At 60.1% G+C, this 26,975-nt stretch carries 24 protein-coding genes; 11 read left to right on the plus strand and 13 right to left on the minus strand.

Translation table 11 applies throughout. The annotated features are described in order from the left end of the window. Positions 1-3: 3 nt before the first annotated feature. Genes ACEN8R_RS24280 through folE2 form a run of 3 tightly spaced genes read right to left on the minus strand, consistent with a single transcriptional unit; the run spans position 4 to position 2,431 of the window. Positions 4-870 carry a metal ABC transporter permease gene (locus tag ACEN8R_RS24280; RefSeq protein WP_018927355.1) on the minus strand — a complete coding sequence of 289 codons (867 nt, stop codon included), beginning with the start codon at positions 868-870 and terminating at the stop codon, positions 4-6. After that, positions 870-1,538: a metal ABC transporter ATP-binding protein gene (locus ACEN8R_RS24285; protein WP_018927356.1), complete on the minus strand. Its 669-nt coding sequence runs from the start codon at positions 1,536-1,538 to the stop codon at positions 870-872. Before ACEN8R_RS24285 ends, ACEN8R_RS24280 begins: the two co-directional genes overlap by 1 nt. Next, positions 1,535-2,431, minus strand: coding sequence for a GTP cyclohydrolase FolE2 (folE2, locus tag ACEN8R_RS24290; RefSeq protein ID WP_018927357.1), 897 nt, complete (start codon positions 2,429-2,431; stop codon positions 1,535-1,537). The genes ACEN8R_RS24285 and folE2 overlap by 4 nt, the downstream gene beginning before the upstream one ends. An 86-nt stretch (positions 2,432-2,517) precedes the next feature. Here folE2 and ACEN8R_RS24295 point away from each other — a divergent pair, with 86 nt between their 5' ends. Beyond that, positions 2,518-3,726: an N-acetylmuramoyl-L-alanine amidase gene (locus ACEN8R_RS24295; RefSeq protein WP_138866548.1), complete on the plus strand. Its 1,209-nt coding sequence runs from the start codon at positions 2,518-2,520 to the stop codon at positions 3,724-3,726. Here ACEN8R_RS24295 and ACEN8R_RS24300 read toward each other — a convergent pair. Beyond that, positions 3,723-4,100 (minus strand): hypothetical protein, encoded by a 378-nt coding sequence (locus ACEN8R_RS24300; protein WP_064621165.1) that lies wholly within the window; start codon positions 4,098-4,100, stop codon positions 3,723-3,725. The genes ACEN8R_RS24295 and ACEN8R_RS24300 overlap by 4 nt on opposite strands. Positions 4,101-4,243: 143 nt before the next feature. Here ACEN8R_RS24300 and zigA point away from each other — a divergent pair, with 143 nt between their 5' ends. Both zigA and ACEN8R_RS24310 read left to right on the plus strand, forming a co-directional pair. Further along, positions 4,244-5,452 carry a zinc metallochaperone GTPase ZigA gene (gene zigA / locus ACEN8R_RS24305; protein WP_495624397.1) on the plus strand — a complete coding sequence of 403 codons (1,209 nt, stop codon included), beginning with the start codon at positions 4,244-4,246 and terminating at the stop codon, positions 5,450-5,452. Further along, on the plus strand, positions 5,452-6,102 hold the full coding sequence (locus ACEN8R_RS24310; RefSeq protein ID WP_495624398.1) for a DUF1826 domain-containing protein: 651 nt from the start codon (positions 5,452-5,454) through the stop codon (positions 6,100-6,102). Before zigA ends, ACEN8R_RS24310 begins: the two co-directional genes overlap by 1 nt. A gap of 4 nt (positions 6,103-6,106) precedes the next feature. Here the strand turns inward: ACEN8R_RS24310 and ACEN8R_RS24315 are convergent, their stop codons facing one another. Then, positions 6,107-6,463 (minus strand): hypothetical protein, encoded by a 357-nt coding sequence (locus tag ACEN8R_RS24315; protein ID WP_018927362.1) that lies wholly within the window; start codon positions 6,461-6,463, stop codon positions 6,107-6,109. 27 nt (positions 6,464-6,490) lie between these two features. On the opposite strand from ACEN8R_RS24315, the gene ACEN8R_RS24320 reads away from it, so the two are divergent. Further along, a complete protein-coding gene (locus tag ACEN8R_RS24320) occupies positions 6,491-7,456 on the plus strand; it encodes a CobW family GTP-binding protein (RefSeq protein WP_064621162.1) in 966 nt (321 codons plus the stop codon). A 35-nt stretch (positions 7,457-7,491) separates the two neighbouring features. Here ACEN8R_RS24320 and ACEN8R_RS24325 read toward each other — a convergent pair whose 3' ends face one another. Further along, positions 7,492-7,905, minus strand: coding sequence for a DUF3301 domain-containing protein (locus tag ACEN8R_RS24325; RefSeq protein ID WP_018927364.1), 414 nt, complete (start codon positions 7,903-7,905; stop codon positions 7,492-7,494). Positions 7,906-8,025: 120 nt separating this feature from the next. On the opposite strand from ACEN8R_RS24325, the gene pdxY reads away from it, so the two are divergent. After that, positions 8,026-8,898: a pyridoxal kinase PdxY gene (gene pdxY, locus ACEN8R_RS24330; protein WP_018927365.1), complete on the plus strand. Its 873-nt coding sequence runs from the start codon at positions 8,026-8,028 to the stop codon at positions 8,896-8,898. A gap of 81 nt (positions 8,899-8,979) precedes the next feature. Here pdxY and ACEN8R_RS24335 read toward each other — a convergent pair whose 3' ends face one another. Continuing rightward, on the minus strand, positions 8,980-9,462 hold the full coding sequence (locus ACEN8R_RS24335; protein WP_007934430.1) for an acyl-CoA thioesterase: 483 nt from the start codon (positions 9,460-9,462) through the stop codon (positions 8,980-8,982). Between the two features lie 203 nt (positions 9,463-9,665). Here ACEN8R_RS24335 and ACEN8R_RS24340 point away from each other — a divergent pair, with 203 nt between their 5' ends. After that, positions 9,666-11,429, plus strand: coding sequence for a cation:proton antiporter (locus ACEN8R_RS24340; RefSeq protein ID WP_018927366.1), 1,764 nt, complete (start codon positions 9,666-9,668; stop codon positions 11,427-11,429). Positions 11,430-11,594: 165 nt separating this feature from the next. Here the strand turns inward: ACEN8R_RS24340 and ACEN8R_RS24345 are convergent, their stop codons facing one another. The 4 genes from ACEN8R_RS24345 to uvrD all read right to left on the minus strand — a co-directional run bounded on the left by ACEN8R_RS24345 (position 11,595) and on the right by uvrD (position 15,898). Next, a complete protein-coding gene (locus tag ACEN8R_RS24345; protein ID WP_007934432.1) occupies positions 11,595-12,002 on the minus strand; it encodes an SMI1/KNR4 family protein in 408 nt (135 codons plus the stop codon). Positions 12,003-12,136: 134 nt separating this feature from the next. Beyond that, a complete protein-coding gene (locus ACEN8R_RS24350) occupies positions 12,137-13,006 on the minus strand; it encodes a Tim44 domain-containing protein (protein WP_086945222.1) in 870 nt (289 codons plus the stop codon). A gap of 179 nt (positions 13,007-13,185) precedes the next feature. After that, positions 13,186-13,626, minus strand: coding sequence for an EamA family transporter (locus tag ACEN8R_RS24355; protein WP_018927368.1), 441 nt, complete (start codon positions 13,624-13,626; stop codon positions 13,186-13,188). A gap of 88 nt (positions 13,627-13,714) precedes the next feature. Continuing rightward, positions 13,715-15,898 (minus strand): DNA helicase II, encoded by a 2,184-nt coding sequence (uvrD, locus tag ACEN8R_RS24360; protein WP_007934438.1) that lies wholly within the window; start codon positions 15,896-15,898, stop codon positions 13,715-13,717. 259 nt (positions 15,899-16,157) lie between these two features. Between uvrD and ACEN8R_RS24365 the strand changes: the two genes are divergently transcribed. The 3 genes from ACEN8R_RS24365 (at position 16,158) to ACEN8R_RS24375 (ending at position 20,461) form a co-directional block, all read left to right on the plus strand. Further along, the gene (locus ACEN8R_RS24365; protein ID WP_495624399.1) at positions 16,158-19,031 is read left to right on the plus strand and encodes an EAL domain-containing protein; all 2,874 of its coding nucleotides are present in this window, start codon (positions 16,158-16,160) and stop codon (positions 19,029-19,031) included. A 135-nt stretch (positions 19,032-19,166) separates the two neighbouring features. Beyond that, complete coding sequence (gene hexR / locus ACEN8R_RS24370; RefSeq protein ID WP_017850032.1) at positions 19,167-20,033, plus strand: transcriptional regulator HexR; 867 nt, start codon at positions 19,167-19,169, stop codon at positions 20,031-20,033. A 215-nt stretch (positions 20,034-20,248) separates the two neighbouring features. Further along, complete coding sequence (locus ACEN8R_RS24375; protein ID WP_019020903.1) at positions 20,249-20,461, plus strand: PA3496 family putative envelope integrity protein; 213 nt, start codon at positions 20,249-20,251, stop codon at positions 20,459-20,461. On the opposite strand, the gene ACEN8R_RS24380 is transcribed toward ACEN8R_RS24375, so the two are convergent. After that, positions 20,403-21,365 (minus strand): LysR family transcriptional regulator, encoded by a 963-nt coding sequence (locus ACEN8R_RS24380; RefSeq protein ID WP_018927370.1) that lies wholly within the window; start codon positions 21,363-21,365, stop codon positions 20,403-20,405. The two genes, ACEN8R_RS24375 and ACEN8R_RS24380, sit on opposite strands and share 59 nt — an antisense overlap. A 190-nt stretch (positions 21,366-21,555) precedes the next feature. Between ACEN8R_RS24380 and ACEN8R_RS24385 the strand changes: the two genes are divergently transcribed. Both ACEN8R_RS24385 and oadA read left to right on the plus strand, forming a co-directional pair. After that, a complete protein-coding gene (locus tag ACEN8R_RS24385) occupies positions 21,556-22,971 on the plus strand; it encodes an acetyl-CoA carboxylase biotin carboxylase subunit (RefSeq protein WP_018927371.1) in 1,416 nt (471 codons plus the stop codon). 11 nt (positions 22,972-22,982) lie between these two features. Further along, complete coding sequence (gene oadA / locus ACEN8R_RS24390) at positions 22,983-24,791, plus strand: sodium-extruding oxaloacetate decarboxylase subunit alpha (RefSeq protein ID WP_018927372.1); 1,809 nt, start codon at positions 22,983-22,985, stop codon at positions 24,789-24,791. 78 nt (positions 24,792-24,869) lie between these two features. On the opposite strand, the gene ACEN8R_RS24395 is transcribed toward oadA, so the two are convergent. Beyond that, complete coding sequence (locus ACEN8R_RS24395; protein WP_018927373.1) at positions 24,870-26,957, minus strand: autotransporter outer membrane beta-barrel domain-containing protein; 2,088 nt, start codon at positions 26,955-26,957, stop codon at positions 24,870-24,872. Positions 26,958-26,975: the final 18 nt, after the last annotated feature.

Consider the following 26,975-nt stretch of genomic DNA (forward strand, 5'->3'; position numbering starts at 1 on the left):
ACCTCATTGGGATGTGAGCAAAGGCGGGCGGCGCAGTAAACCGTGTACCGGGCCGAACACCACGGACAGCAGATACCAACCGCCAGCCACCAGCACGATTGCCGGGCCGCTGGGCAGCGAGTAGTAGAACGACAGCAACAATCCGAGCCAGACCGAGAGGCTGCCGAGCAACGCGGCGATGATGACCAGCACCGGCAAACGACGACTCCAGAAGCGAGAAGCGGCGGCCGGCAGCATCATCAAACCGACCACCATCAGCGCGCCGATAGCCTGGAAACCGATCACCAGGTTCAGCACCACCAACGTCAGAAATACCCCGTGAGCCAGCGGCCCGAGACGGCTGACGGTTTGCAGAAAGAGCGGGTCGAGGGTGTCCAGCAACAGTGGTTTGTAGATCAGGGCCATGGCGAGCAGGCTGAAGCCCGAGACCCAGAGCATGCCGGTCAAGGTCGGGCCATCGACCGCCAGCGCCGAACCGAATAACAGGTGCAACAGGTCCAGCCGCTTGCCGGCGATACCGAGGATCAGCACGCCGCTGGCCAGCGATATCGGGTAAATCGCGGCCAGGCTCGCGTCCTCCCGCAAGCCGGTGCGGCGGGTAATCCAGGCGGCCAGTCCGGCCATGCTCAGGCCGGCACCGAGGCCGCCAATGGTCAGCGCGGGCAGGCTCAAGCCTGCGTACCAGAAGCCCAATGCGGCGCCGGGCAAGATGCCGTGAGCCACTGCATCGCCTATCAGACTCATGCGCCGCAGAATCAGAAACACCCCAAGCGGCGCCGTGCTGCAGGCCAGAACAAGGCCACCCAGCAGTGCCCGACGCATGAATACGAATTCGTGAAACGGTTGCCAAAGGTGAGCAGCAGCGATCATCAAGCCACCTGCGTCTGAGGTTGTTGGCGAATCAGCTCGGTACTGGGGCCGAGGACGCAGCCGCTGCTTTTGATCAGTAGCGCTTGTGGAATCTGTTGGCGCACGGCGGCCAGGTCATGACACACCACGACCAGGGTTCGACCGTCTGCATGCCAGGCGTGGAGGTGTTTCCAGAGCAGCGCCTGGCCGAGTTCGTCGAGCGCGGCGTGGGGTTCGTCGAGCAGCAGCAAGGGCGCTTCGGCGAGGCTCAGTCGGGCGAGTAGGGCACGTTGCAATTCGCCTCCGGAGAGGGCCATTAACGGGCGATGTTCCAGACCGCTCAGGCACCAGTCTTCCAGTGCAGCCTTGAGTCGCTGGCTGCGAATTTCCGGAGTTTGCTTGCTGCCCCAGAAACCTGCGGCCACCAACTCTTGCAGGCTGATGGGGAACTGCCGGTCCAAGTGTTGTTGCTGAGGCAGGAACGAAAGGCCGCCCTTGCGTGGAACATCAATGACGACGTTGCCGGCCAGTGGCTTTTGCAGGCCGGCGATGACTTTCAGCAGGCTGCTTTTGCCCGACCCGTTGGCGCCGATGACGGCGGTCAGACTCCCCTTGGGCAGTTCGAAATCAACCGCTGGAGTGAGCGGCTGACCGGGTGCGCCCCAGCGCAAGGCTTGGCATCGGATCATGCGGCCTCCCAGTTCCAGCGGCTTTCGGCGACGGCATCGTGGGCGTGAAGGCTTTCGGCGTGGACGACTCGCACGTGAAAGGCGTTGATGCCCGGGGAGCGTTTCAATGCCAGGTTCAAGCGTCGCGCGGCATCTTCGCAGAACATCAGGTTCTGACCGTTGGCGAGGGCGAAAGCTTGTTCGTCGGCGCGTTTCACGGCGGTTTGCACAGCAGTGCCGAGAGCGGCTTCCGCGTCGTTGATCGCGGCGATCAACGGCAGGTCATCCAGATAGTCATCCAGACGCAGCTGCAATTGCGCATTACTGCGTTGGCTATGCGGCGTCGCGACGATGCCTTTCGTGGAACCGAGCCAAGCCAGAACGTCTTCGTGTTGCAATGGTTGATTGGCGAAGTCATCAACGAATTGCTGCTGAATCAACTGCCTCGAAAGGGCTGCTGAGCATGGACAGGTTGAGGAATAAGGCACGTCGATTTTTAGTTCCACGTGGAACATCGCGTTTTTCAGACTCGCCTCGATGCTCACCGGATAGGTTTTCCAGCCGGCCAACGGACTGACGAGCGCGGGTCTTTTGAGCAGAAGTTCGGTGTGAATTTTTAGGTAAGCGTTGTGGGAAAGTCCTTCATGAGTCTCGAGAAAACTCAGCAAGACTCGCCGCAACAACGCGGGTGAAAGGTTTTCCTGCTCAAGCATTTCCAGCGCCAGGTACAGCCGCGACATATGGATGCCACGCGCCTCTCCATCGTCGAGGCTAACGCCAGCGTCGGCTTTTGCACTCAGTCGCTGGCCATCGAATAAAACAGGAAGAGCAATGCCGCACATGCCCACCCAATCGAGTGGCAGGGCTTGGCGTGAGGCCTGCGCGGCGATATCCGGCAGAGTCAGCGCATTCATGAGCAGGTCCATCGTGGGAGTTGATTTGGCATGTTATATTATAACAATCAAATCGACGATGCCTTTTTCGTGAACGAGCTTTCATCATGCACAGACGTCACTTGCTCAACCTGATTCTGGCCGGCGCGGCCTTTGCGTTACCTTTTGGTGTGTCGGCCACGCAAATTCGCAATGCACGACTGTGGCGTTCGGACGACAAGCTGCGACTGGTGTTCGATCTGAGCGGGCCGGTGCAGTACAAAACTTTTTCCCTGAGTGCTCCGGAGCGGCTGATCATCGATCTGAGTGGCGCCAACTTCAGTGGCGACTTCAGTCAGCTGGCGCTCGACAACTCGGTGATTCGCGCGATCCGTTCCGGGCATTTCGGTCAGGGCGATACGCGGATCGTCCTCGACCTCAGCGGTCCGGTGCAGCTCAACAGCTTCCTGTTGCCACCACAGGATGGGCAGGGGCACCGATTGGTGCTCGATCTGAAGGCCATTGCTCCGCTACAGATCGCGGCGGCGCCGTCGGAAAAACGTGAGCCCATCATCGACAAGGCTCATCCCAAGCGCGACGTCATTGTGGTGGTCGACCCTGGTCACGGCGGCAAAGACCCGGGCGCGGTCGGCGCCAAAGGTGAGCGGGAGAAAGACGTGGTGCTATCGATCGCCCAGCTGTTGGCCAAGAGGCTGAAGCGTGAAAAGGGCTTCGACGTGAAACTGGTGCGTAACGATGACTTCTTCGTCCCACTGCGCAAGCGCGTGGAGATCGCCCGCAAGCACAAGGCCGACATGTTCATCTCGGTCCATGCGGACGCCGCGCCGCGCCTCACCGCTTCAGGTGCGTCGGTGTACTGCCTGTCCGAAGGCGGTGCGACCTCGGCCACGGCGCGCTTCATGGCGCAACGGGAGAACGGCGCGGACCTGTTGGGCGCCACCAGCCTGCTCAATCTCAAGGACAAGGATCCGATGCTCGCCGGAGTGATTCTCGACATGTCGATGAACGCCACCATCGCCGCCAGTTTGCAGCTGGGCAACACGGTGCTCGGCAGCCTGGCGGGCATTACCACGCTGCATCAGAAGCGTGTGGAGCAGGCGGGATTTGCGGTGTTGAAGTCGCCGGATGTGCCGTCGATTCTGGTGGAAACCGGCTTCATCTCGAACGCCCGCGACAGCCAGCGACTGGTGACGGCGCGGCATCAGCAGGCCGTGGCGGATGGTTTATTCGAAGGCTTGCAGCGTTACTTCCAGAAGAATCCCCCAATGAACAGCTATATCGCCTGGCAGCAGGAGCAGAAAAAGGCACAGGCCTAGCAACCGGTCATCCGGCTACAGGTGAACTTCGCGCTGCTGCCCCCGGAACTGGAGAACCGATTGATGGTTGTCCAGCCAACCCGGCGGTTGTAACCGACCCAGGCTTCGCCATCGGATGCGAGGCCGGTAAAGAACGTCAGTTGCCCGTAGCGGCTGTTGGTTTGCGCCCAATGGCGTTTGCCGGCCACTTCAAAGCCGCGCAAGTAGATCGTGCTACCGACGGTGTTAACGCTGTAGGCATTGCCGTCGGCATCCACGCAGGCCAGCAGATTGGCGCTACGGGTGCATTTGGCCAGGCTTGGGATCTGTCCCCAGGCATCGACCGCAATCAGCAGCGAAAGGCTCAACAGCGAGAATCTCAGAGCGTTTCCCATGGCATTTCTCAAGGGGCGGACGGGTTAAAGCATCGTGCCCTTTGTCGTTGTGGGCAAGAGGGGGAGTGGCTTGTTTGTGTTGTTATACTATAACATAAATTAAGCCCGACATTGCGACCGGGCATCCCTGTGAGGAATACCTGATGCCCAATCGTCTCCCCGTGACCGTCCTGTCGGGCTTTCTCGGCGCCGGAAAAAGTACACTGCTGAATTACGTACTACGTAATCGCGATAATCTGCGGGTCGCGGTGATCGTCAACGACATGAGCGAAATCAACATCGATGGCAGTGAAGTTCAACGCGATGTCAGCCTGAACCGTGCCGAAGAAAAACTCGTGGAAATGAGCAACGGTTGCATTTGCTGTACGTTGCGCGAAGACCTGCTCGAAGAAGTCAGCAAACTCGCCAGGGACGGTCGTTTCGATTATCTGCTGATCGAGTCCACCGGCATTTCCGAGCCGCTGCCCGTGGCGGAAACCTTCACCTTTCGCGATGAAGAAGGGCAGAGCCTGGCCGACATTGCGCGGCTCGACACCATGGTCACCGTGGTCGACGGCATGAACTTCCTGCTCGACTACCAAGCCGCCGAAAGCCTCGCTTCCCGTGGTGAAACCCTGGGCGAGGAGGACGAGCGCTCGATCACTGACCTATTGATCGAGCAGATCGAATTCGCCGACGTGATCCTGATCAGCAAGATCGATTTGATCAGCAGCCGCGAACGCCAGGAGCTGATCGCGATCCTCGAACGGCTCAATGCCCAGGCCGAGATCATTCCGATGGTCATGGGCGAGGTGCCACTCAAGAAGATCCTCAACACTGGGCGTTTCGACTTCGAGAAGGCCGCTCAGGCACCAGGATGGTTACAGGAATTGCGCGGTGAACACGTGCCGGAAACCGAGGAGTACGGTATTGCCTCCACGGCTTATCGGGCGCGGCGACCGTTTCATCCGCAGCGCTTTTTCAGCTTCATCGATCGCCCGTGGGTGAACGGCAAGCTGCTGCGTTCCAAGGGTTTTTTCTGGCTGGCCAGTAAACACATGGATGCCGGTAGCTGGTCCCAGGCCGGCGGCTTGATGCGTTACGGGTTTGCCGGGCGCTGGTGGCGTTTCGTGCCGAAAAACCAGTGGCCGCAAGACGAAGAAAGCACCGCCGGGATCATGGAGAACTGGACGGCCGCCACCGGCGATTGCCGGCAGGAACTGGTGTTTATCGGTCAGAACATCGACTTTGCACAACTCACCGCCGAACTTGATAACTGCCTGCTGACGGATGATGAAATGGTCTTGGGCGTCGAGGGGTGGCGGCTGTTGCCCGATCCGTTCGGTCCCTGGCACGAAGAGGCGGCTGCCTGATGCTGGCGCCCAGTCTGAAGCGGCGACCGGTCATTGCTCAGGTTCAAGGTGAAACGCCAAAGGTGCTGACCGGGATTCTGGACGACGGGGTGAACCTCGCCCTTTGGCAGCGCCAACTGCCGGCGCACATTGCCGATTTCGGTCGCTTGCTGTTGTCCCTGAACCAGCCGCTGGCCGAGTCGCTTTCCCTTGAAATGGCCAGTGATGAAGCCGAACCCAATCTCCACGGTTTAGCCTCAGGCTTCAGCGATCTTGAAGGTTACGAAGGTTTTATCGCCGACGTTTCCTGGCTGGTCAGCGCGTTCGCCTGCCTGTTGGGCGCCCAACGCATCGGCCTACGCCTGCGGGTTCTGGACAAAGCCATGTGCCCGCGTTTCCACGTCGATCATGTGCCGGTGCGGTTGATCACTACCTACGCAGGGGTCGGCAGCCAGTGGCTGAAAGAAGGGGCGATGGATCGCCGCCGATTAGGCGAGCCTGACGCCGAACCCCAGGATGATTCGCTGATCCAGCGTATCTCCAGCGGCGAAGTGGCGCTGCTTAAAGGAGAGAAGTGGCACGGCAACGAAGGTTTCGGTCTGGTTCACCGTTCGCCGCAGCCGGCACCGGGCGAGCGTCGTTTGATCCTGACCCTCGACTGGCTGGGCTGACAGCTCAAGGTTTGAGCCAGGTTCCCTGGCTCTGGGCTTCGCAAAACGGCTTCAGATACGCCGCATCGGTGGCCACGCCGTAATAGTGAATATCCTGCCGGTAAGGCATATTGGCGACTTGAGCGTTGCTGCATACCCCGAACGCGCCGGCGGGGCATTGGTCGACGTACTGCACCTCGACTTTCTGCCCGGCCAGATTCGGCTGGCAGAAGCCGTCGGCGAACAGTTTTTCCGGGATGTTGCGGTTCTGCTGGCAGACCTTCACGTCCAGCCGCTCAGCCGTACTATGTACCACGCAGGCTTGGGCCAGCGCTTCACCCGACATGAGCGCCAGAAGCAACGACCATCCCATCAACCGCATCCTTTACCTCCTCAGAAAACTTCGACCATGTTGCAGAACATTCCCACCCACGTCATCGCCGGCCCGCTGGGTGCCGGCAAGACCAGTCTGATCAAGCACCTGCTGGCGCAGCGGCCGGCCGGTGAGCGCTGGGCGGTGCTGATCAACGAGTTCGGCCAGATCGGCCTGGATGCTGCGCTGCTGACCCAGGACGTCGATGGTATCGCACTGGGGGAAGTGGCCGGGGGGTGTTTGTGTTGCGTCAATGGTGCGCCGTTTCAGGTCGGCCTCGGGCGGCTGCTGCGCAAGGCACGACCGGATCGACTGTTCATCGAGCCCTCCGGGCTGGGGCATCCGGCGCAGTTGCTCAGGCAATTGAGCGAGGCGCCGTGGCAAGGCGTCCTGGCGGTGCAGCCTTGCGTGCTGGTGCTGGACGCCCAGGCGCTCGCGGCTGGAAAACCGCTGCCAGCGGCGCAACTGCAAGCCTTGGACAGTGCCGGGTTGCTGTTGCTGAACAAGGCAGAAAGCCTCGACGACAGTGATCGCCAGCGAGTTGTCGCACAGTTGCCGTCGCGTCCTTTGTACTGGACGCAGCAAGCTGTCTTGCCGCTGAGCGAGTTACCGGGCCTCAAGGCTCAGGCTGTCGCGGGTGTGGATAACTTCATCGTGCCCAAGGGGCTGGCACAGATGCCGGCCATCTGGACTGACCCTGCGCAGCCGATTTGCTTGAGTCAGGCGCAAGAGGGTGGCTGGAGCGTCGGCTGGCGCTGGCATCCGAGTCAGACATTCGATGCCGTGCTTGTCGGAAAGTGGCTTGAGAGCCTTGAATGGCTGCGGGCGAAGCTGGTTATCCACAGCGTCGAAGGTTGGGTGTCGGCCAACGCGCTGAATAACTCGTTACTGGATTGGCAACCCAGCGAATGGCGACGGGATTCGCGCATCGAGCTGATTTTCAGTGAAGTGCAGGATGTTGAGTCGCTGCAAAGAGATCTGGCCGATTGCCGGTCGGTTTGAAGATCAAAAAATCGCAGGCTGCGATCTTTTGATCTTCAGGGACGCCACTTGGTGTGTTCTTGCCGCCACTGGCTCAATTCAATCACCTCGGCGCTGGGTTTTGCGACTTCGACCACCGGCGGTGTGTCGTCGAATGGCATTGGGTAGGGCGCGAGCTCGATCTGTGCGCTATGGGCGCCGAACTGAGTGATGGTGCCGTTGTGGCGGGTTTCGCCGGTCACGGTAAATTCGAAGCTATACACACGGGCCAGGCGCCGACGGCCGTTGGCGTCTTTAATGAAAGCGATCTTCTTCAAGGCTACGTTGCCGTCCAGCAACTCGATCCGCAGCTTGGCGCAATGCTGCTGAACCCGCTCCAGTGCGCGTTCGCGCAAGCCGTGGTTGTGCCACAGCCATGCGCCACCGGTGGCGAGCAGCATCAGCACGAAGATATTTCCTAGGGTCAGCATCAACAGGGTGCTCCAACAAGATAGTGTCAGCTTAACTGCGTCTCTGGTCTGTCGTACAGGCTGCGTTTAGTCGCATACTGCGCGGCTCGAATTTCAATCGGTTTATGGAAAACTCACCGCATGAAACGTACGCCCCATCTGCTCGCCATCCAGTCCCATGTGGTGTTCGGCCACGCTGGCAACAGCGCCGCGGTTTTCCCGATGCAGCGGGTCGGGGTGAACGTCTGGCCACTCAATACCGTGCAGTTCTCCAACCACACGCAATATGGCCAGTGGGCCGGGGAAGTGCTGGCCCCGCATCAGATTCCGGAATTGGTGGAGGGCATCGCGGCGATTGGCGAACTGGGCAACTGCGACGCCGTGTTGTCCGGCTACCTCGGCAGCGCGGCCCAAGGGCGGGCGATTCTGGCGGGAGTGGAGCGAATCAAATCGATCAATCCCAAAGCCTTGTACCTCTGCGATCCGGTGATGGGCCATCCGGAGAAGGGCTGCAGTGTTCCAGCCGAAGTCAGCGATTTCCTGCTGGAAGAGGCGGCGGCGTTAGCCGACTTCATGTGCCCGAATCAGCTGGAGCTGAACAGCTTCTCGGGGCGCAAGGCGCAGTCACTGTTCGATTGCCTGGCCATGGCGCGGGCGCTGCTGGCGCGCGGTCCGAAGGCGGTGTTGGTCAAGCATCTGGACTATCCCGGCAAACTGACGGATGGCTTCGAGATGTTGCTGGTGACCGCTGAAGGCAGCTGGCACTTGCGTCGGCCGTTGCTGGCGTTCCCGCGTCAGCCGGTGGGCGTTGGCGATCTGACTTCCGGGCTGTTCCTGGCGCGTGTGCTGCTGGGTGACAGTCTGCTGAGCGCCTTCGAATTCACCGCGGCGGCGGTGCATGAAGTGCTGCTGGAAACCCAGGCTTGTGCCAGCTATGAACTGGAACTGGTGCGGGCGCAGGACCGGATCGCCCATCCCCGGGTGCGGTTCGAGGCGGTAGCGATCAGTTTGTAACGGTGTGGCGGTAGAAAAGATCGCAGCCTGCGGCAGCTCCCGCGCGTCTGTGGGCGCTGCCGCAGGCTGCGATCTTTTGCTTTAAGCGTCGCCCTTGATTTCCTGATAGCGCTTTTCCAGTTCCTGACGAATCTGCCGACGCTGCTGGGCCTGCATGTACCGACGCTTGTCTTCGCTGTTCTGCGGTTGCAGTGGCGGGACGGAGGCCGGTTTACGCTGGTCATCCACCGCGACCATGGTGAAGAAGCAGCTGTTGGTGTGGCGCACCGAGCGCTCGCGAATGTTCTCGGTCACGACCTTGATGCCCACTTCCATCGAGGTATTACCGGTGTAGTTGACCGAGGCCAGAAAGGTCACCAGCTCACCGACATGAATCGGCTCGCGGAAGATCACCTGATCCACCGACAAGGTCACTACGTAACGGCCGGCATACCGGCTGGCGCAAGCGTAGGCCACTTCATCGAGGTATTTGAGCAGGGTGCCGCCGTGGACATTGCCAGAGAAGTTGGCCATGTCGGGGGTCATCAATACCGTCATCGACAGCTGGGCGTTTCCGGGTTCCATAACGTACTCACGGGTTCAAGGCAGGGTTTGGGGGGCACCTCTGTGGGTGCTTGTCGGTGTTTTTCAAACCAACAGTTATCGGGACGCCGGGCGGGGAGGCGCCGTCACGCCCGAAGCGATCTGTTTCCATATATTGCACCGTCTTTGCGCCGGAAGTCGTGGTGTTACCCTTCAAAAGCCCACCCCCGAAGGAGCCACACACCATGCATGCCATCAGTTTCATTCAGGATCTGGCAGTGATCATGTTGATCGCGGGTGTGGTGACCGTGCTCTTTCATCGTCTTAAACAACCGGTGGTGCTCGGCTACATCGTCGCCGGTTTCATTATCGGCCCGCACACGCCGCCCTTCGGCCTGATCCACGACGAAGAAACCATCAAGACCCTCGCCGAGCTCGGGGTGATTTTCCTGATGTTCTGCCTGGGGCTGGAGTTCAGCCTGCGCAAGCTGTTCAAGGTCGGTGCCACGGCGTTTATCGCGGCCTTCCTGGAAATCGTCCTGATGATCTGGATCGGCTACGAAATCGGCCGCTGGTTCGACTGGAATACCATGGATTCGCTGTTCCTCGGCGCGATCCTGGCGATTTCCTCGACCACCATCATCGTCAAGGCGCTCAACGACCTGAAGATGAAGAACGAGCGTTTTGCGCAGTTGATCTTCGGCGTACTGATCGTCGAGGACATCCTCGGTATCGGCATCATCGCCTTGCTGTCGAGCATCGCCGTCAGCGGCACGGTCAGTTCCGGCGAAGTCTTTTCCACCGTCGGCAAGCTTTCCCTGTTCATGATTGTCGCACTGGTCATCGGTATTCTGCTGGTGCCGCGACTACTGGCCTATGTGGCGAAATTCGAGAGCAACGAGATGTTGCTGATTACCGTGCTGGGCCTGTGTTTCGGCTTCTGCCTGCTGGTGGTCAAGCTTGAATACAGCATGGTTCTCGGCGCGTTCCTGATCGGTGCGATCATGGCCGAATCGCGCCAGCTGCTGAAGATCGAGCAGTTGATCGAGCCGGTTCGCGACCTGTTCAGTGCCATCTTCTTCGTCGCCATCGGCCTGATGCTCGACCCGATGATCCTGCTGCAATACGCCTGGCCGATTGCGGTGATCACTGTGGCGGTAGTGCTGGGCAAGATGCTGTCCTGCGGCCTTGGCGCGTTTATCGCTGGCAATGACGGACGCACCTCACTGCGCGTGGGGATGGGGCTTTCACAGATTGGCGAATTCTCTTTCATCATCGCCGCGCTGGGCATGACGCTGCAGGTCACCAGCAGCTTTCTCTATCCGGTGGCTGTGGCCGTCTCGGTGATCACCACGCTGTTGACGCCCTATCTGATCCGCGCGGCCGATCCGCTGTCGATCAAGCTTGCTGCCGTGATGCCGCAGCGTCTGGCTCGTGTGCTGGGGATGTATGGCGAATGGCTGCGCAGCATCCAGCCTCAGGGCGAGGGCGCGCTGTTGGCGTCGATGATTCGGCGGATTCTGTTGCAGGTGGGGGTCAATCTGGCGCTGGTGGTTGCGATCTTTTTATCGGGCGCCTTCTTCGCCGAGCGCATGTCCGTTTACCTGCAAGACTGGATCAGCGACCCGAGCTGGCAAAAAGCGTTGATCTGGGGCGGGGCGTTGCTGTTGTCGCTGCCGTTCCTGATCGCCGCCTATCGCAAGCTCAAGGCGCTGTCGATGCTGCTGGCAGAAATGGGGGTGAAGTCGGAGATGGCCGGCCGCCACACGCAGCGAGTGCGTCGGGTGATCGCCGAAGTGATCCCGATCCTCTCGCTGCTGGTGATTTTCCTGCTGCTGGCGGCCTTGTCGGCCAGTATTCTGCCGACCAACAAGTTGCTGGTGCTGATTGTCGTGGTCGCGGCTGCGATAGCGGCGCTGCTCTGGCGCTGGTTCATCCGCGTGCATACGCGGATGCAGGTGGCCTTGCTGGAAACCCTGGATAACCACAAGGATTCGTCCGAGCATTGAGCGTGACGAGTCCCTGTAGCAGCTGCCGAAGGCTGCGTTCGACTGCGCAGCAGTCGCCAATCAGGCTACGAGGTGATTCAGGTTAACCGAGTGTCAGGGTTTACGACTGCTTCGCAGCCGAACGCAGGCTGCGCCAGCTGCTACAAAAAATCGTGCAGGGGTACATCAGCTTTCCAGCCAGACGTCCCGTGCCCAGTGCCAGACCGATTCCCAGGTTTCTTCGGCGAGTAACTCTTCTTCGGCCAGCCACAACACCACGGTGCCGTCTTCTTCGACGCAGTAGTAGTTGTCACCGTCCTGGCAGATCGGGATCAGGCTGCGATCAACACCAGCGTCCCAGGCGTTGGCGGCAACGTCCGGCAGGTAGGTGTGGGATTGCGGGTCGGTGACGGTCACCGGCTCCAGGCTGCCGTAGACAACATCGCTGACGGTCAGCAGAAATTCTCTGAATACGAAGGGAATGTCGATGAACAGTTGCTCTTCGATTTCTACCAGCAGATCTTCGTCGGGCAACTCCAAGGGGACCGGTACCGGTTCGTTGGCTTCACGCAGTTGTTCGATGATTTCTTCCACGTCCGGGATCCTCTTGCTTGATGGCGCGGTTTAGTTTGGGCGGTTTATACAGTAGCTCGCTATAGATGCAACCGTGAAATAGAAAACCCCGGCAGAGCCGGGGTTTTCATTACAGCATGCGAAACGCGGAGTTATCAGCCGTTCTGGCGGATACCTGCGACCAGCCAAGGCTGGTTTTCGCCCTGTGGACGTTCCATGTTCCAGCTTTCGCTGAACACTTCGCCCTGGTCGAAACGCGAGGTCTTCGACACGCCGCTGAAGGTCAGGGTGGCGATGGTCTTGTCCGCACGGTCATCAACGCCGTCCAGTTGTACCTGGAGGTTGTCGATGTAGGTCGACTGGAAGCCGTCGCCCAGGTCGGCACGTTCGCGCTTGAGGAACTCCAGCAGTTGCGGGGTCACGAACTCGGCGATCTTGTCCATTTCGTTGGCGTCCCAGTGCTGTTGCAGGGACTGGAAATGGTTGCGCGCGGCTTCAACGAAGCGCTGTTCGTTGAACCAGGCCGGAGCATTGATCACCGGACGGGCAACAGGTGCAGCCGAACCGCCGAAGATCGAACCCATGGCTGGCTTCTGCTCGAACACTTCACGTTGCATCGGCGCGCCGGCCGGAGCCATATGCTCCTGCTGTTTGCGACGACGAGCGGCAATGAAGCGGAAGACCAGGAAGGCGATGACCGCCATGATCAGGATGTCGAAGAACTGCATGCCCTGGAAGCCGCCGCCCATGAACATGGAAGCCAGCAGGCCACCGGCCGCGATACCGGCCAGAGGGCCGAGCCAACGCGAAGCACCGCCGGCCTTGGCGGCAGCGCCAGCGGCACCGGCCGCGCCGGCAGTGGCGGCTGCACCGCCCACGCCAGGAGAAGAAGGAGCCATTTGGCTGGTCTGGTGAGTCGGCGCAGCGCCGACACTCTTGCCGCCACCAAAGCGCTTGGCGTTGGCGTCCAGGCTCATCGTCAGGCCGATGCACAACGCCATGGCGATGCTAAGAAAACGTTTCATAAAGGGAATTCCCATTTGTGGATGGCACGCGCGCCATGTTGCACAGCTGAAGTGTTACTGGCTAGCGGCAGAGTGTTTCGGGCTTTTGCCTGACAGGTTGTGTTCAGCTTCAGTCAGCGCAATAAGGCCTGTTAGCGTTAGTCTGTAGGACGAGTGGACAGCTTCTGTAGGAAGGATGCTTAGCGCCGCAGCGCCAGCATGACGACACCGGCCGTAATCAGGCCGATTCCGCTCCATTGGCGCAGGTCGAGTTTTTCACCCAGCAGGATTACGCCGAGCACCGCCACCAGCACCACGCTGAGCTTGTCCACCGGAGCGACCAACGAGGCCGGCCCCAGTTTCAGCGCGCGGAAGTAGCAGATCCACGAGGCACCGGTGGCCAGTCCCGACAGCAGCAGGAACAGGTAGCTCCTGGCCGAGATCGATCCTAATGACTGATATTGGCCCGTGGCGTACAAAATCAAGGCCAGGCTGACCAAAACCACCACCGTGCGCAGCAGCGTGGCGAAGTCCGAGTTAACGTTTTCGATGCCGATTTTGGCGAAAATCGCGGTCATGGCGGCAAACGCCGCCGACATCAGGGCCCAGAATGTCCAGGAAGAAAAGAAACCCGAGCCCATGTTTTTGCGCCTTTTATAAGATCAATCTGAAACACAGAACCTTGTGGGAGCGAGCAGGCTCGCCCCCACAGTAAATCACTGGCAGGTTTTAGATCGCTTCCAGCTTGGCGTAACCGAGCATCAGCCACTTGCTGCCTTCGCTGAAGTTCACCTGCACCCGCGCCTGAGCACCGGCGCCTTCGAAATTCAGGATCACACCGTCGCCGAACACCGAATGCCGCACAGTCTGGCCGAGGCTGAACCCGGTGTCCGGGATCTCGCTGCCGCCGAACAGGCTGCTGGAACTCTGCTGCTGGCCTCCGCCGAACGGACGGCTGACACTGTTGGACAGTCGCACTTCCTGGATCAGGCCTTTCGGCACTTCACGTACGAAACGCGACACCTTGTTGTAGGTCTCGCTGCCGTACAAGCGTCGGGTTTCAGCATACGTCAGCACCAGGTTCTGCATCGCCCGGGTGATACCGACATAGGCCAGACGACGCTCTTCTTCAAGGCGACCGGGTTCTTCCAGGCTCATTTTGTGCGGAAACAGGCCTTCTTCCATGCCCACCAGGAACACGTAAGGGAATTCCAGGCCCTTGGCGCTGTGCAGGGTCATCAACTGAATGCTGTCTTCGTGCTCGTCGGCCTGGGTGTCCCCGGCCTCCAGCGAGGCGTGGCCGAGGAATGCCGCCAGTGGCGATTGCTCTTCGTCCTCTTCCGGGTTTTCGAAGTTGCGCGCGGCGCTGACCAGTTCCTCAAGGTTTTCTACCCGGGCCTGGCCTTTCTCGCCTTTTTCCGCCTGGTGGTAGGCGATCAGCCCCGACTGCTCGATGACGGTCTGGGTCATCAGGTGCAGTGGCATTTCCATGCACTTGGCGGCGAGGTTCTCGATCAGCTCCATAAACGCCCCAAGTGCACCGGCAGCGCGCCCGGTCAGGCCCTTGTTGGCCACCAGCTGACGCATGGCTTCCCACATCGACACGTCGCTGTGGCGCGCATGATCGCGAATCGCTTCGACGGTTTTTTCGCCGATGCCACGGGCCGGAACGTTGATCACCCGCTCCAGGGCCGCGTCGTTGCCACGACCTTCCAACAAACGCAGATACGCCATGGCGTTCTTGATTTCTGCCCGTTCGAAGAAGCGCTGACCACCATAAATGCGGTACGGGATGCGCTCGCGCAGCAAGGCTTCTTCCAAAACGCGCGATTGGGCGTTAGAGCGGTACAGAATCGCGATATCACTGCGAGCCAAGCCGGTTTTCAGCGCGCTTTCAATGGTTTCAACCACGTAGCGTGCTTCATCGTGTTCGTTGAACGCGGCGTACAGATTGATCGCTTCGCCTTCGCCACCATCGGTCCACAGCTCTTTGCCCATGCGCCCGGTATTGTTGGCGATCAGGGCGTTGGCGGCCTTGAGGATTCCGGCGGTGGAGCGGTAGTTCTGCTCCAGACGAATGATCTCGGCATCCGGGAAGTCGTCGGAATACTGATAGATGTTCTCGATTTTCGCGCCGCGCCAGCCATAGATCGACTGATCGTCGTCGCCGACCACCATCAGGCTGTCGCCACCCTTGGCCAGCAGACGCAGCCAGGCGTACTGCACGGCGTTGGTGTCCTGGAACTCGTCCACCAGAATGTGCCGGAAGCGCTTCTGATAATGGGCGAGCAGCCCCGGGTGGTCGCGCCACAGATCGAGGGCGCGCAGCAGCAGTTCGGAGAAGTCGATGACGCCGGCACGCAGGCACGCAGCCTCGTAGGCTTCATAAATGCTGCGCATGGTCGCCAGGAACAGATCGCCGCTGGCTTGAATATGTTGTGGACGCAGACCTTCGTCTTTCTGCCCGTTGATGAACCACTGGGCCTGCCGGGCCGGCCAGCGTTGCTCGTCCAGGCCCAACTCGCGGATCACCCGCTTGACCAGCCGTTGCTGGTCGTCGCTGTCGAGAATCTGGAAGGTCTGGCTCAGGCCCGCCTCTTGCCAGTGCGCCCGCAATAAGCGGTGTGCCAGGCCGTGGAAGGTGCCGACCCACATGCCGGCCGGGTTGATACCCATCAGCTGCTCGATGCGATGACGCATCTCGGCAGCGGCCTTGTTGGTGAAGGTCACCGACAGAATGGAGTGGGGCGAGGCGTTTTCGACCTGGATCAACCAGGCGATACGGTGCACCAGCACTCGGGTTTTACCGGAGCCAGCACCGGCCAGGACCAACTGACGACCCACGGAGGCAGCTACGGCCTGGCGTTGGGCATCGTTGAGGGAGTTCAGCAGAAGGGAGAGATCATCGCGCATCGGGGCATTCTAGGGTGCGACGTCACACCGGGCAAACCGAGCTTTGCATTAGCCGATGAAAGAAGCACCGATGACGACCGGTCGGTCACTGGCTGCGAGCAGGGGCGGGGCTCGCCTGGCGGCTTTTACCCCGGATGCGGGCGACTAAAACTTTTGTCTATTTTATGACCTGAGGCAGTTTGGTCCGGGCATTTGCTTGTGTATGCTCCGTCCACAATTCGGGCTCGCATGCTCAACTATAAGAACAAGAACATCGCCTATGACCCTCAGCTCCGACCTGTCGGGCCCCTCCGTGGAGCCTCGGGCTATCCGCAAACAGTACGCCATGGAGATGGCGGTCGAACGCACGCGTCTGCTGTACCAGGGCTCGCTCTTGCCGACGCTTTTCATGTTGATCAACGGTCTGGTCTGCGCCGGGTTGCTCTGGAGCCCGCAGCGTTACTTCGTGGTCAGCGTCTGGCTGATCTGGTTGCTGTCGCTGGTGGCGTTGCGAGTGATTCAGGTCGCGGCCTTCGATTCGGCGATTCCCCACCGTCAGGCCCATCCGATCTGGCGTCGCATGTTTCTGCTCGGTTCGGCGATGACCGGCCTGACGCTGGCCGGTGCCGGCATTGCACTGGTGCCCGCTGACAATTTCATCCAGCAAGCCTGGGTATTCGGTCTGATCGGCGCCGCAGCCCTTTCGGCCAGCGTCGCTTATGCGGTCAGCCTGCCAGCATTTCTATCCTTTACCTTGCCCTGTCTGTTGCCGGCCATCGGCTATCTGTTCTGGGGCGGCGATGAACAGGAGCAGGGCTGGGGCTGGTTCGGGCTGATTCTTCTGGGCTCGTTGAGCGTGGTCGCCTGGCAGGTCAATCGGTTGATCGATCAGGGTTTGTTGCGGCGTTTTCAAAATCAGGCGCTGATCGAACACTTGCAGCAAGCGCAAAGTCGCAGCGAGCAACTCAATCACGAGCTGGCCAAGGAAATCGACCAGCGTCGTCGCGCTGAAGAAGAATTGCGCGAAACCCAGGTCGACCTTGAAAACCGGGTTGCCCAACGCAGTCTGGAACTGGATGCGGCCAACCAGGCTTTGAGCAAGAGCGAAGCACGGCTGGCGCTGGCGTTGAAGGCGAGCGAACTCGGTTTGTGGGACTGGAACTTGCAGACCGACGAAGTTCATCACACTCAGCTCCAGGAGTTGTTCGGGCTGGAGCCGGAATACGTGACGGCAATGCTCCGCCACCTCAAGCCGAGGCTGCACCCCGACGACTTGCCAGCGCTGAAGCGGGCGCTGGTCGAGCATTTGAAGGGCCGCACCGAGGATTATCAGATCGAGTACCGGGTGCGACATGGCGATGGCCATTGGGTCTGGATCGAGGACCGTGGTCGAGCGGTCGAGCGTAGTGAAAACGGCCGGGTGATCCGCATGGTCGGCACCCGTCGCGATATCAGCGCCAGCAAGCACCTGGAAGAACAGCGCCAGCTGGCGGCGACGGTGTTCGAGGCGGCCAGCGAAGGCATCGTGATTTTCGACCCGAATTACGCACTGATCGCGGTCAATCAGGCTTTCAGTCGGGTAACTGGCTATGAAATCGACGACATGCTCGGGCGCAACGTGGTCGATTTGCCTTGCAGCCGCGACGCCCGTCGGCATTACGCGGCGATTCGTCAGGCGCTGGAGCAGCACGGTAGTTGGCAGGGCGAGTTGGTCGAGACCCGCAAGAATGGCGAGTTGTATCCGCAGTGGCTGCAACTGAATGCCGTACGCGATTTGCGGGGAAATGTCAGTCATATCGTCGGCTTCTTCGCCGATCTGTCCGCTCGGCGTGAATCCGAAGAGCGCATGCGCTACCTCACCCATTACGACGAGCTCACGGGGCTGGCCAACCGTTCGTTATTCCGTGAACGACTAAGCGAGGCTCATCAGCGGGTGCGTCAGGGCGGTCGGCGCAGCCTGGCGCTGCTGCACATCAATCTGGATCGCTTCAAGTTGCTCAACGACAGCCTCGGCCACGAAATCGCCGATCAGCTGTTACAGAAAATGGCCCGGCGGTTGGTCAATGCGTTGCCGGAAGCGGACACCATCGCCCGGTTGTCCGGCGATGAATTTGCGGTGCTGTTCGACGCCTACGGCAACCTGTCGAGCCTGGCGCGCGTGGCGACCCGATTGTCGACCAAGCTGCGTTTGCCGATCACTGTCGAGGGGCATGAACTGGTGATGAGCGCGTCCATGGGCATCAGCCTGTTGCCGGACACCGCACGGGAGATTTCCGCGCTGGTCAGCCAGTCGAACATGGCCATGCAGCATGCCAAACACTTGGGCGGCAACAACTTCCAGTTCTACACCGACAGCTTGCAGGCCAGCACGCTCGAGCGTTTGCAGCTTGAGAACCAATTGCGCAAAGCCATCGAAGAAAAGCAGTTGAAGGTGTTTTATCAACCGAAACTCTGCCTCGCCACCGGCCGGTTGAATGCCGCCGAAGCGCTGGTGCGCTGGAATCACCCGACCCTTGGCCAGGTACCGCCGGGGGATTTCATCGGTCTGGCCGAGGAAACCGGCCTGATCAACGCTATCGGCGAGTTCGTCTTGCGTCAGGCCTGCTGGCAAGCCTGCGAATGGCAACGTCAGGGGCTTGAGCCGATTCGGGTGTCGGTCAATCTGTCGGTGCATCAGCTGCGTCAGGGGAAACTGGTCAGCCTGGTGCGCCAGGTGCTGGAAGAAACCGGCCTGGCGCCGCACTACCTGGAACTGGAACTTACTGAAAGCCAGTTGCTGGACAGCGTCGAGCACATCATCGCGACCTTCCAGCAATTGCGCGATCTGGGGGTGAAGCTGGCGATCGACGATTTTGGTACCGGGTATTCGTCTCTGAGCTACCTCAAACGTATTCCTGTGGATTACGTGAAGATCGATCAGGCATTTATCCGTGGGCTGGGGGAGAGCAGTGAAGATGCGGCGATCACCCGGGCGATTATTGCCATGGCCCACGGTCTGTCGTTGAAAGTGGTGGCCGAAGGCGTCGAACGGCCGGAGCAGCTGGAGTTTCTGAAGGTCGAGCATTGCGATGAAGTGCAGGGTTATTGGATCAGCCGTCCGGTTGAGGCTGCAGACCTGGCTGAGCTGTTGCGCGCGGACGAAAAAACCTCGTAGGTGCTACATGGAGCATATGTCGCGTGATATGGGGACATTGAGTTACGCATTGAGCAGGCAAAAAGCCGATTCATGTAGTATAACTACAAGCGTGCTACATCCCCGGCACCTGCCAATGACAAAGAGTCCAGCCCCTTGAATCTGCTGCAACACATCGCCCAGTCACGCCACCTGTTACGCAAGTCGGAGCTCAAGGTCGCCGACCACGTGCTGCTTGATCCTGCGGCGGTGATGCACAGTTCCATGGCCGACCTGGCCCACAGCGTAGGCATCAGCGAGCCGACCATCGTGCGGTTTTGCCGCGCCATCGGTTGCTCCGGGTTCCAGGATTTGAAACTGAAGCTGGCGCAGAGCCTGGCGGCCGGCGCGAGCTTCGGGCAATTCGCGATCCATGAAGACGATTCGGTTGCCGACTACAGCCTGAAAATCTTCGACACCACCCTGCACACCCTGATGGAAGTTCGCGAGAAACTTGACCCGGTAGCGTTGCAGAAAGCCGTGACCGCGATGTCCCAGGCCCAGCGTGTCGAGTTCTACGGCTTCGGTGCGTCGGGTGCGGTGGCGGCGGATGCCCAGCACAAGTTCTTCCGTTTGTTGCTGACCGCGGCGGCGTATTCCGACCCGCACATGCAGGCGATGTCGGCGGTGACCTTGAAGCCGACCGACGTGGCGATCTGCATTTCCCAGTCCGGTCGCTCAAAGGACCTGTTGATCACCGCCAACCTGGTGCGCGAAAGCGGCGCCACGCTGATCACCCTGTGCCCGAGCCAGACACCGTTGGCCGAGCTGTCGACCGTTAACCTGGCGATCGACGTGCACGAAGACACTGAAATCTACACGCCACTGACGTCGCGCATCGCCCACCTGGTAGTGATCGATGTGTTGGCGATGGGCGTGGCCATGGCCCGTGGGCCGAGCCTGGTCAATCACTTGAAGAGCGTCAAGCGCAGCCTTCGCAGCTTGCGGTTGTCGCCAAAGTCAGTAAAAGCGCTGGACGATTGATTCTGGCTGGAATTGTGGCGAGGGAGCTTGCTCCCGCTCGGCTGCGCAGCAGTCGCAAAATCTTAGGGCCGCTTTGCGACCCAGCGGGAGCAAGCTCCCTCGCCACAGGTTCGCAGTCAGCCGGTGAGGTTCATCGTTCTGTAACCCTCCCGCCGCCAAACCGTCATCCCTCGCGCCTATCTTGAAACTCCCGTACTCGCCTTGGGAGACTCGAAATGGCCCAGCCCTACGAAGAACGCAACAGCGCCGTCAAAACCCGTCGTCAGCAAGAAGACCAGCGCCGCATGGAATTTCGCCGCGCCATCGAAGATCGCTGCGAGCGCCGCCAGCTTCTGGCCGAAATCGGCGAATTTCCCGACGACCTCGAACTCAACTACTGGCAGGCAGCACCGGTAACTTCCCGTCGAAACGCTCAACCAGTGCGCTGATTTGCGCTCGTTCGCTGCGGATAAACGCAAGGAATGCGTGGGCCACCGGCGATAGCCGTTTGGCCTTGGCCTGCACCAGGCACCAGCTACGCAGCAGCGGCAGCTCTTCGACCGGCAGCTCGATCAGGCCACCGGTCGCCAACTCAAGGTTCAGGGCGTGGCGCGTCAGCAGCGCCAGGCCCAGACCCGCCAGCACGCATTCACGCTGAGCTTCCGCCGAGGCGACCTCCTGGGTCTGGGTGAAGTGCACGCGCTTCTCTTTGAAATACTCCTCGCAGGCCAGTCGCGTGCCGGAACCGGGTTCGCGCAGCAGCAGCGTGTAGGGTTCCAGATCCTGCAAGCGCAATGGACCCATGTGGCACAGCGGATGATCCGGTGGCGCCACGGCTACAATCGGGTTGTTGAGGAACGGCAGGAATTCCAGCCCCATGTCCTGGGGGACCATCGACATGATCACCAGATCATCGCGGTTATCCGACAGGCGCCGGATGACCTGGCCACGGTTGACCACCGTCAGGTGCAGGTTCACTTCCGGGTGCTGGCGCTTGAACGCGGCAAACAGGTGCGGCACGAAATACTTGGCGCTGGACTCCACCGCCAGTTTCAGCTGACCTTGCAATGAGCCTTGCATGTCCGACAGCTGCATATCGAGGTTTTCCAGGCGGCCGAAAATGTCCCGGCTGGCGCGCTGCAGCGCTTCGGCCGCCTCGGTCATGTAGAGTTTTTTGCCGACATAATCGAACAAGGGCTGACCGATCAGCTCTTCAAGTTGACGAATCTGTAGGCTCACGGCAGGTTGTGTGAGAGACATTTCGTCGGCAGCGCGGCTGTAGGACCTTAAATCGCACACCTCATTGAAGATCTGCAATTGACGCAATGTCATACGCATCAATGACTTACGCATTTTCTATAAATCCTGAGCGAAGGTCGATGACTCAACTATAAGTCTTTGCTTATGTCTGACCCAATTATTATTCATTTTTGTTAATCCCTTGCGACAGCTAGTGTGGAGCTGCGACTGAATTGAAACATTTGGTCACGCGTCGACCTGTCTAATCGGGTCGTGGGTGCCACCGGCTCAAGGGAACCTCCAAGTGATAAAAAAGATCCTGATTGCCAACCGTGGTGAGATTGCCGTACGAATCGTGCGCGCCTGCGCCGAAATGGGCATTCGCTCGGTCGCGATCTATTCCGACGCCGACCGTCATGCTTTGCATGTGAAGCGTGCGGACGAGGCCCACAGCATCGGTGCCGAGCCATTGGCTGGCTACCTGAACCCGCGCAAGCTGGTGAACCTGGCGGTGGAAACCGGTTGCGATGCGTTGCACCCCGGCTACGGCTTTCTTTCGGAAAATGCCGAGCTGGCGGACATCTGCGCCGAGCGCGGAATCAAATTCATCGGCCCGTCGGCGGAAGTCATTCGCCGCATGGGCGACAAGACCGAAGCGCGCCGCAGCATGATCAAGGCCGGCGTGCCGGTCACACCGGGCACCGAAGGCAACGTGTCGGGCATCGAAGAGGCCCTGACCGAAGGCGACCGCATCGGTTACCCGGTGATGCTCAAGGCTACCTCCGGTGGTGGCGGACGCGGCATTCGTCGTTGCAACAGTCGCGAAGAACTCGAACAAGCCTTTCCGCGAGTGATTTCCGAAGCCACCAAGGCTTTCGGTTCGGCGGAAGTGTTCCTGGAAAAATGCATCGTAAACCCGAAACATATCGAAGCGCAGATCCTCGGCGACAGCTTCGGCAACGTGGTGCACCTGTTCGAGCGTGACTGCTCGATCCAGCGTCGCAACCAGAAGCTGATCGAGATCGCTCCGAGCCCGCAACTGACTCCGGAACAGCGCGCCTACATCGGCGACCTGTCGGTTCGTGCAGCCAAGGCCGTGGGTTACGAGAACGCCGGTACCGTGGAGTTCCTGCTCGCCGAGGGCGAGGTGTACTTCATGGAGATGAACACCCGGGTGCAGGTGGAACACACCATCACTGAAGAAATCACCGGCATCGACATCGTTCGCGAGCAGATCCGCATCGCATCCGGTTTGCCGCTCTCGGTGAAACAGGAAGACATCCTGCACCGTGGTTTCGCGCTGCAGTTCCGGATCAACGCCGAAGACCCGAAAAACAACTTCCTCCCGAGTTTCGGCAAGATCACCCGTTACTACGCGCCCGGCGGTCCCGGCGTGCGCACCGACACAGCGATCTATACCGGCTACACCATTCCGCCGTTCTACGATTCGATGTGCCTGAAACTGGTGGTCTGGGCGCTGACCTGGGAAGAGGCGATGGACCGTGGCCTGCGGGCCCTCGACGACATGCGTCTGCAAGGGGTCAAGACCACCGCCGCGTACTACCAGGAAATCCTGCGTAACCCGGAATTCCGTAGCGGCCAGTTCAACACCAGCTTCGTTGAAAGCCACCCTGAACTGACCAACTACTCGATCAAGCGCAAACCCGAAGAGCTGGCCCTGGCCATCGCCGCCGCCATCGCCGCCCACGCAGGCCTGTGAGGAATAGAACAATGAGCAAACAAATCCACGTTACCGACACAATCCTGCGCGACGCCCATCAATCGCTGCTCGCCACCCGCATGCGCACCGAAGACATGCTGCCGATCTGCGACAAACTCGACAAAGTCGGTTACTGGTCGCTGGAAGTCTGGGGCGGCGCGACCTTCGACGCCTGCGTACGCTTCCTGAAAGAAGACCCGTGGGAGCGTCTGCGCCAACTGCGCGCCGCGTTGCCTAACACGCGCCTGCAAATGCTCCTGCGTGGCCAGAACCTGCTGGGCTACCGCCATTACAGCGACGACGTGGTCAAAGCCTTCGTCGCCAAGGCCGCGGTCAACGGCATCGACGTGTTCCGTATCTTCGACGCCATGAACGACGTGCGTAACCTGCGCGTGGCCATTGAAGCGGTGAAAGCTGCCGGCAAACACGCCCAGGGCACCATCGCCTACACCACCAGCCCGGTGCACACCATCGAGGCTTTCGTGGCGCAAGCCAAGCAAATGGAAGCCATGGGTTGCGACTCGGTGGCGATCAAGGACATGGCCGGTCTGCTGACCCCGTACGCCACGGGTGAACTGGTCAAGGCACTGAAGGCCGAGCAATCGCTGCCGGTGTTCATCCACTCCCACGACACCGCCGGCCTGGCTGCGATGTGCCAACTCAAGGCCATCGAAAACGGCGCCGACCATATCGACACCGCGATCTCCAGCTTCGCCTGGGGCACCAGCCACCCGGGCACCGAATCGATGGTCGCCGCCCTTAAAGGCAGCGAGTTCGACACCGGCCTGAACCTGGAGCTACTGCAAGAGATCGGCCTGTACTTTTACGCCGTGCGCAAGAAGTACCACCAGTTCGAAAGCGCGTTCACTGCCGTCGACACTCGCGTGCAGGTCAACCAGGTTCCGGGCGGGATGATTTCCAACCTGGCCAACCAGTTGAAAGAGCAGGGCGCCCTGAATCGTATGAGCGAAGTGCTGGCTGAAATCCCGCGCGTTCGCGAAGACCTCGGCTTCCCGCCGCTGGTGACCCCGACCTCGCAAATCGTCGGCACCCAGGCGTTCTTCAACGTGCTGGCCGGCGAGCGCTACAAGACCATCACCAACGAAGTGAAGCTTTACCTGCAAGGCGGCTACGGCAAGGCGCCGGGCACTGTGAACGAAAAGCTGCGTCGTCAGGCCATCGGCAGCGAAGAGGTGATCGACGTGCGTCCGGCCGATCTGCTCAAGCCGGAGATGACCAAGCTGCGTGCCGAAATCGGCGCAGTGGCCAAGTCTGAAGAAGACGTGCTGACCTACGCCATGTTCCCGGACATCGGCCGCAAGTTCCTCGAAGAACGCGCAGCCGGCACCCTGACACCGGAAGTGCTGCTGCCGATTCCGGAAGCAGGCGGTGTAGCTTCGGCCGGTGGTGAAGGCGTGCCGACCGAGTTCGTCATCGACGTTCACGGCGAAACCTACCGCGTCGACATCACTGGTGTGGGCGTCAAGGCTGAAGGCAAACGCCACTTCTACCTGTCCATCGACGGCATGCCGGAAGAAGTGGTGTTCGAACCGCTCAATGAATTCGTCAGCGGCGGCAGCAGCAAGCGCAAGCAAGCCACTGCACCGGGCCACGTCAGCACCACCATGCCGGGCAACATCGTCGACGTGCTGGTCAAGGAAGGCGACACCGTGAAAGCCGGCCAGGCCGTGCTGATCACCGAGGCGATGAAGATGGAAACCGAAGTCCAGTCGGCCATCACCGGCAAAGTCACCGCCATCCACGTGGCCAAGGGCGACCGGGTGAACCCGGGCGAGATCCTGATCGAGATCGAAGGCTGAGTTAACAGCCTCGATATACCGCTTTAAACCTCGGGGGGGCATGTGCTCCCCTTTTTTTTCGCACTGGGTTTGTGGCTGTTAGAAACTCATTCGCCACTGACCCGTCACGCCGTGGTTACGGCTGTCGGTGCCGATCTCGCCAGTGAGTCCGATGCCCAGGGTGTGTTTTGCTGACAATCCAAGGTCCAGCCCTGTATCGACCAGCAGGCTGTCACGATCCAGCGGCGCACCGGAAACGGTGAAGTTTTTTCCGCCCGTTACCAATCGTTGGCGGGTATCGCTGTAGACGTCCCCGTAAGTATGTTTCCAGCCGGCACTGAACCGTGGCGTCAGTTGCATGCCGTTATCCAGAGTGTTGAGCTTTGCCAGCCGCAGGCCGAACGTGCTGTTCAAATTGTTCTGCGTTTGACCGTGTACCTTCAGAGCCGCAGCGCCACCTTTTTCCGTGTAAGTGTCGCGCTGATAGCGCTGGTAGCCCAGGCTGGCAAACGGTTCGATGCTGACGTTCGTCCGCCCCAGGTTGTAACCCAATTCCGCAAAGGCCTGCTGGGTGTTGGCATCGTAACGGCCTTCGGGGCGGTCGCTGAAACCTTTGAAGGCAACCCGGCGTTTAGTGCTGCCATCGTGACTGCTGTAGGTCGCACCCAGGCGCAGGGACATTGGTCCGTTTTGACGCAGGGCATAAGCTCCCAAATGCCAGCTGTCGAGATCGCCGTCGAGTCCGCGGCTGTCCAGGCGCGTTTCGGATTTTCCGCTCATCACCCCGATGCGCCATTCTTCATCGATGCCCCAATCAGCTCCCAGTACCAGACCGTGGGTTGTGTGTTTCAGAGCGTCGTAGTCGCGATCCAGCGTTCCACCGTGACCCATTGCTTGAAGCCAGACTCGGCCATTGTCTTCGCTGCCGGCGGCCAGGCGTGGCGCATTGCGTCTGGTGGAATTGCTGTAGCTACTGGCGCTGTGCAGCTGACGCATGGCCGAGAGCATGGTCGCGCTGATTGGGCTGTCACTGTTCAGGGTCGCTTTCGCAAGGTTGGCGTTGTTGCCGCCGTCCAGCTGGTCGATGGCCTGGGAGGCTGTTTCGGTGGTGGAGGCAAGCAGGGCCGTGACAGCGGCGTTCGCGGTATTGGGAGGTGTCTGCGCCGTTGGACTGGCTTTGGGTTCTTCAATACTGCGGGCGAGTTCCCGACTGTTTTTGTTGGTCGCGAGACTCTCGAAAGGCACTTCGTTGCGAGCGTAGGTCAGGCGGACGGCCTTTTCGTCGCTGTAGTCCGGGGTGGCCGTCATGAATGCGAGATTGTTTTCAATATTGCCAAAATGCCCATCGACCTTGTCGGCCTCGATAATGGTGTACTGGGTGGTTTGCGGATAGTCACCCGATACTGCGACGATTTTCAGGGTGGCATTGCCGAGGCTGGCGGTGCCGTCGACTTTGATCGTCTCGTGACGGCCGTCGGGGTTGACCTCATAGGCCAGGATGGCCGAGTTGGACAGGTTCAAATTGCCTTTGACCCTTGGGGCGCCATGCAATCCATCGACGTTGACGCGGCCGGAGACATCCAGGCCACCGACGGTGCCTGCACCTGCAAAAGTACCGCCGTGCGCGACTGTTACATGACCTTTGATGTCGCCATTGTTGAAGAGCTTTCCGACCGTAATCGCCCCACCTTCGATTTTCCCGTCATTGGTCAGGATGCCGTCATCGAGCACCACCACACCCTTGTTGAAATCTCCGGTACTGGTCAGCGTCCAGGATCCCTGCGAAACATACAGGCCGTTGAAGTTGCGGGTATTCCCCAATCGGCCACCGTCAGTTGCATCAAGCTGTATGACGTTGGTTCCTTTGCCGCCATCGACCCGACCTTCGAAGCTTCCACCATTTTTGACGATGATGAGGTCATCTCTATTTTCCGGTCTCAGGGAAGTACCTCGCCGAGCGGGCTGCGGCGCATCAATCACCGTTTGAAAGGTGGTGTCCGCCTCGATAAAGGCTAGAAGCCGGGTAAGCGGGTGCGGCTCAGTATCAAGCTGCCCGGTTACCTCAGCGATATTCGTCGCCTCAGCTTGCGCGGGTAGTTGTTGGGCGCTTGAAAATTCGGCGCAACCCAGCGCAAGCGCAATGGCCAGCGCCAGGTGTTGTGGTCGGTATTTGTGTTGAACGGGCATCGAGTACGGCCTCTTTTG

Source organism: Pseudomonas sp. Pseusp15, assembly GCF_059492165.1.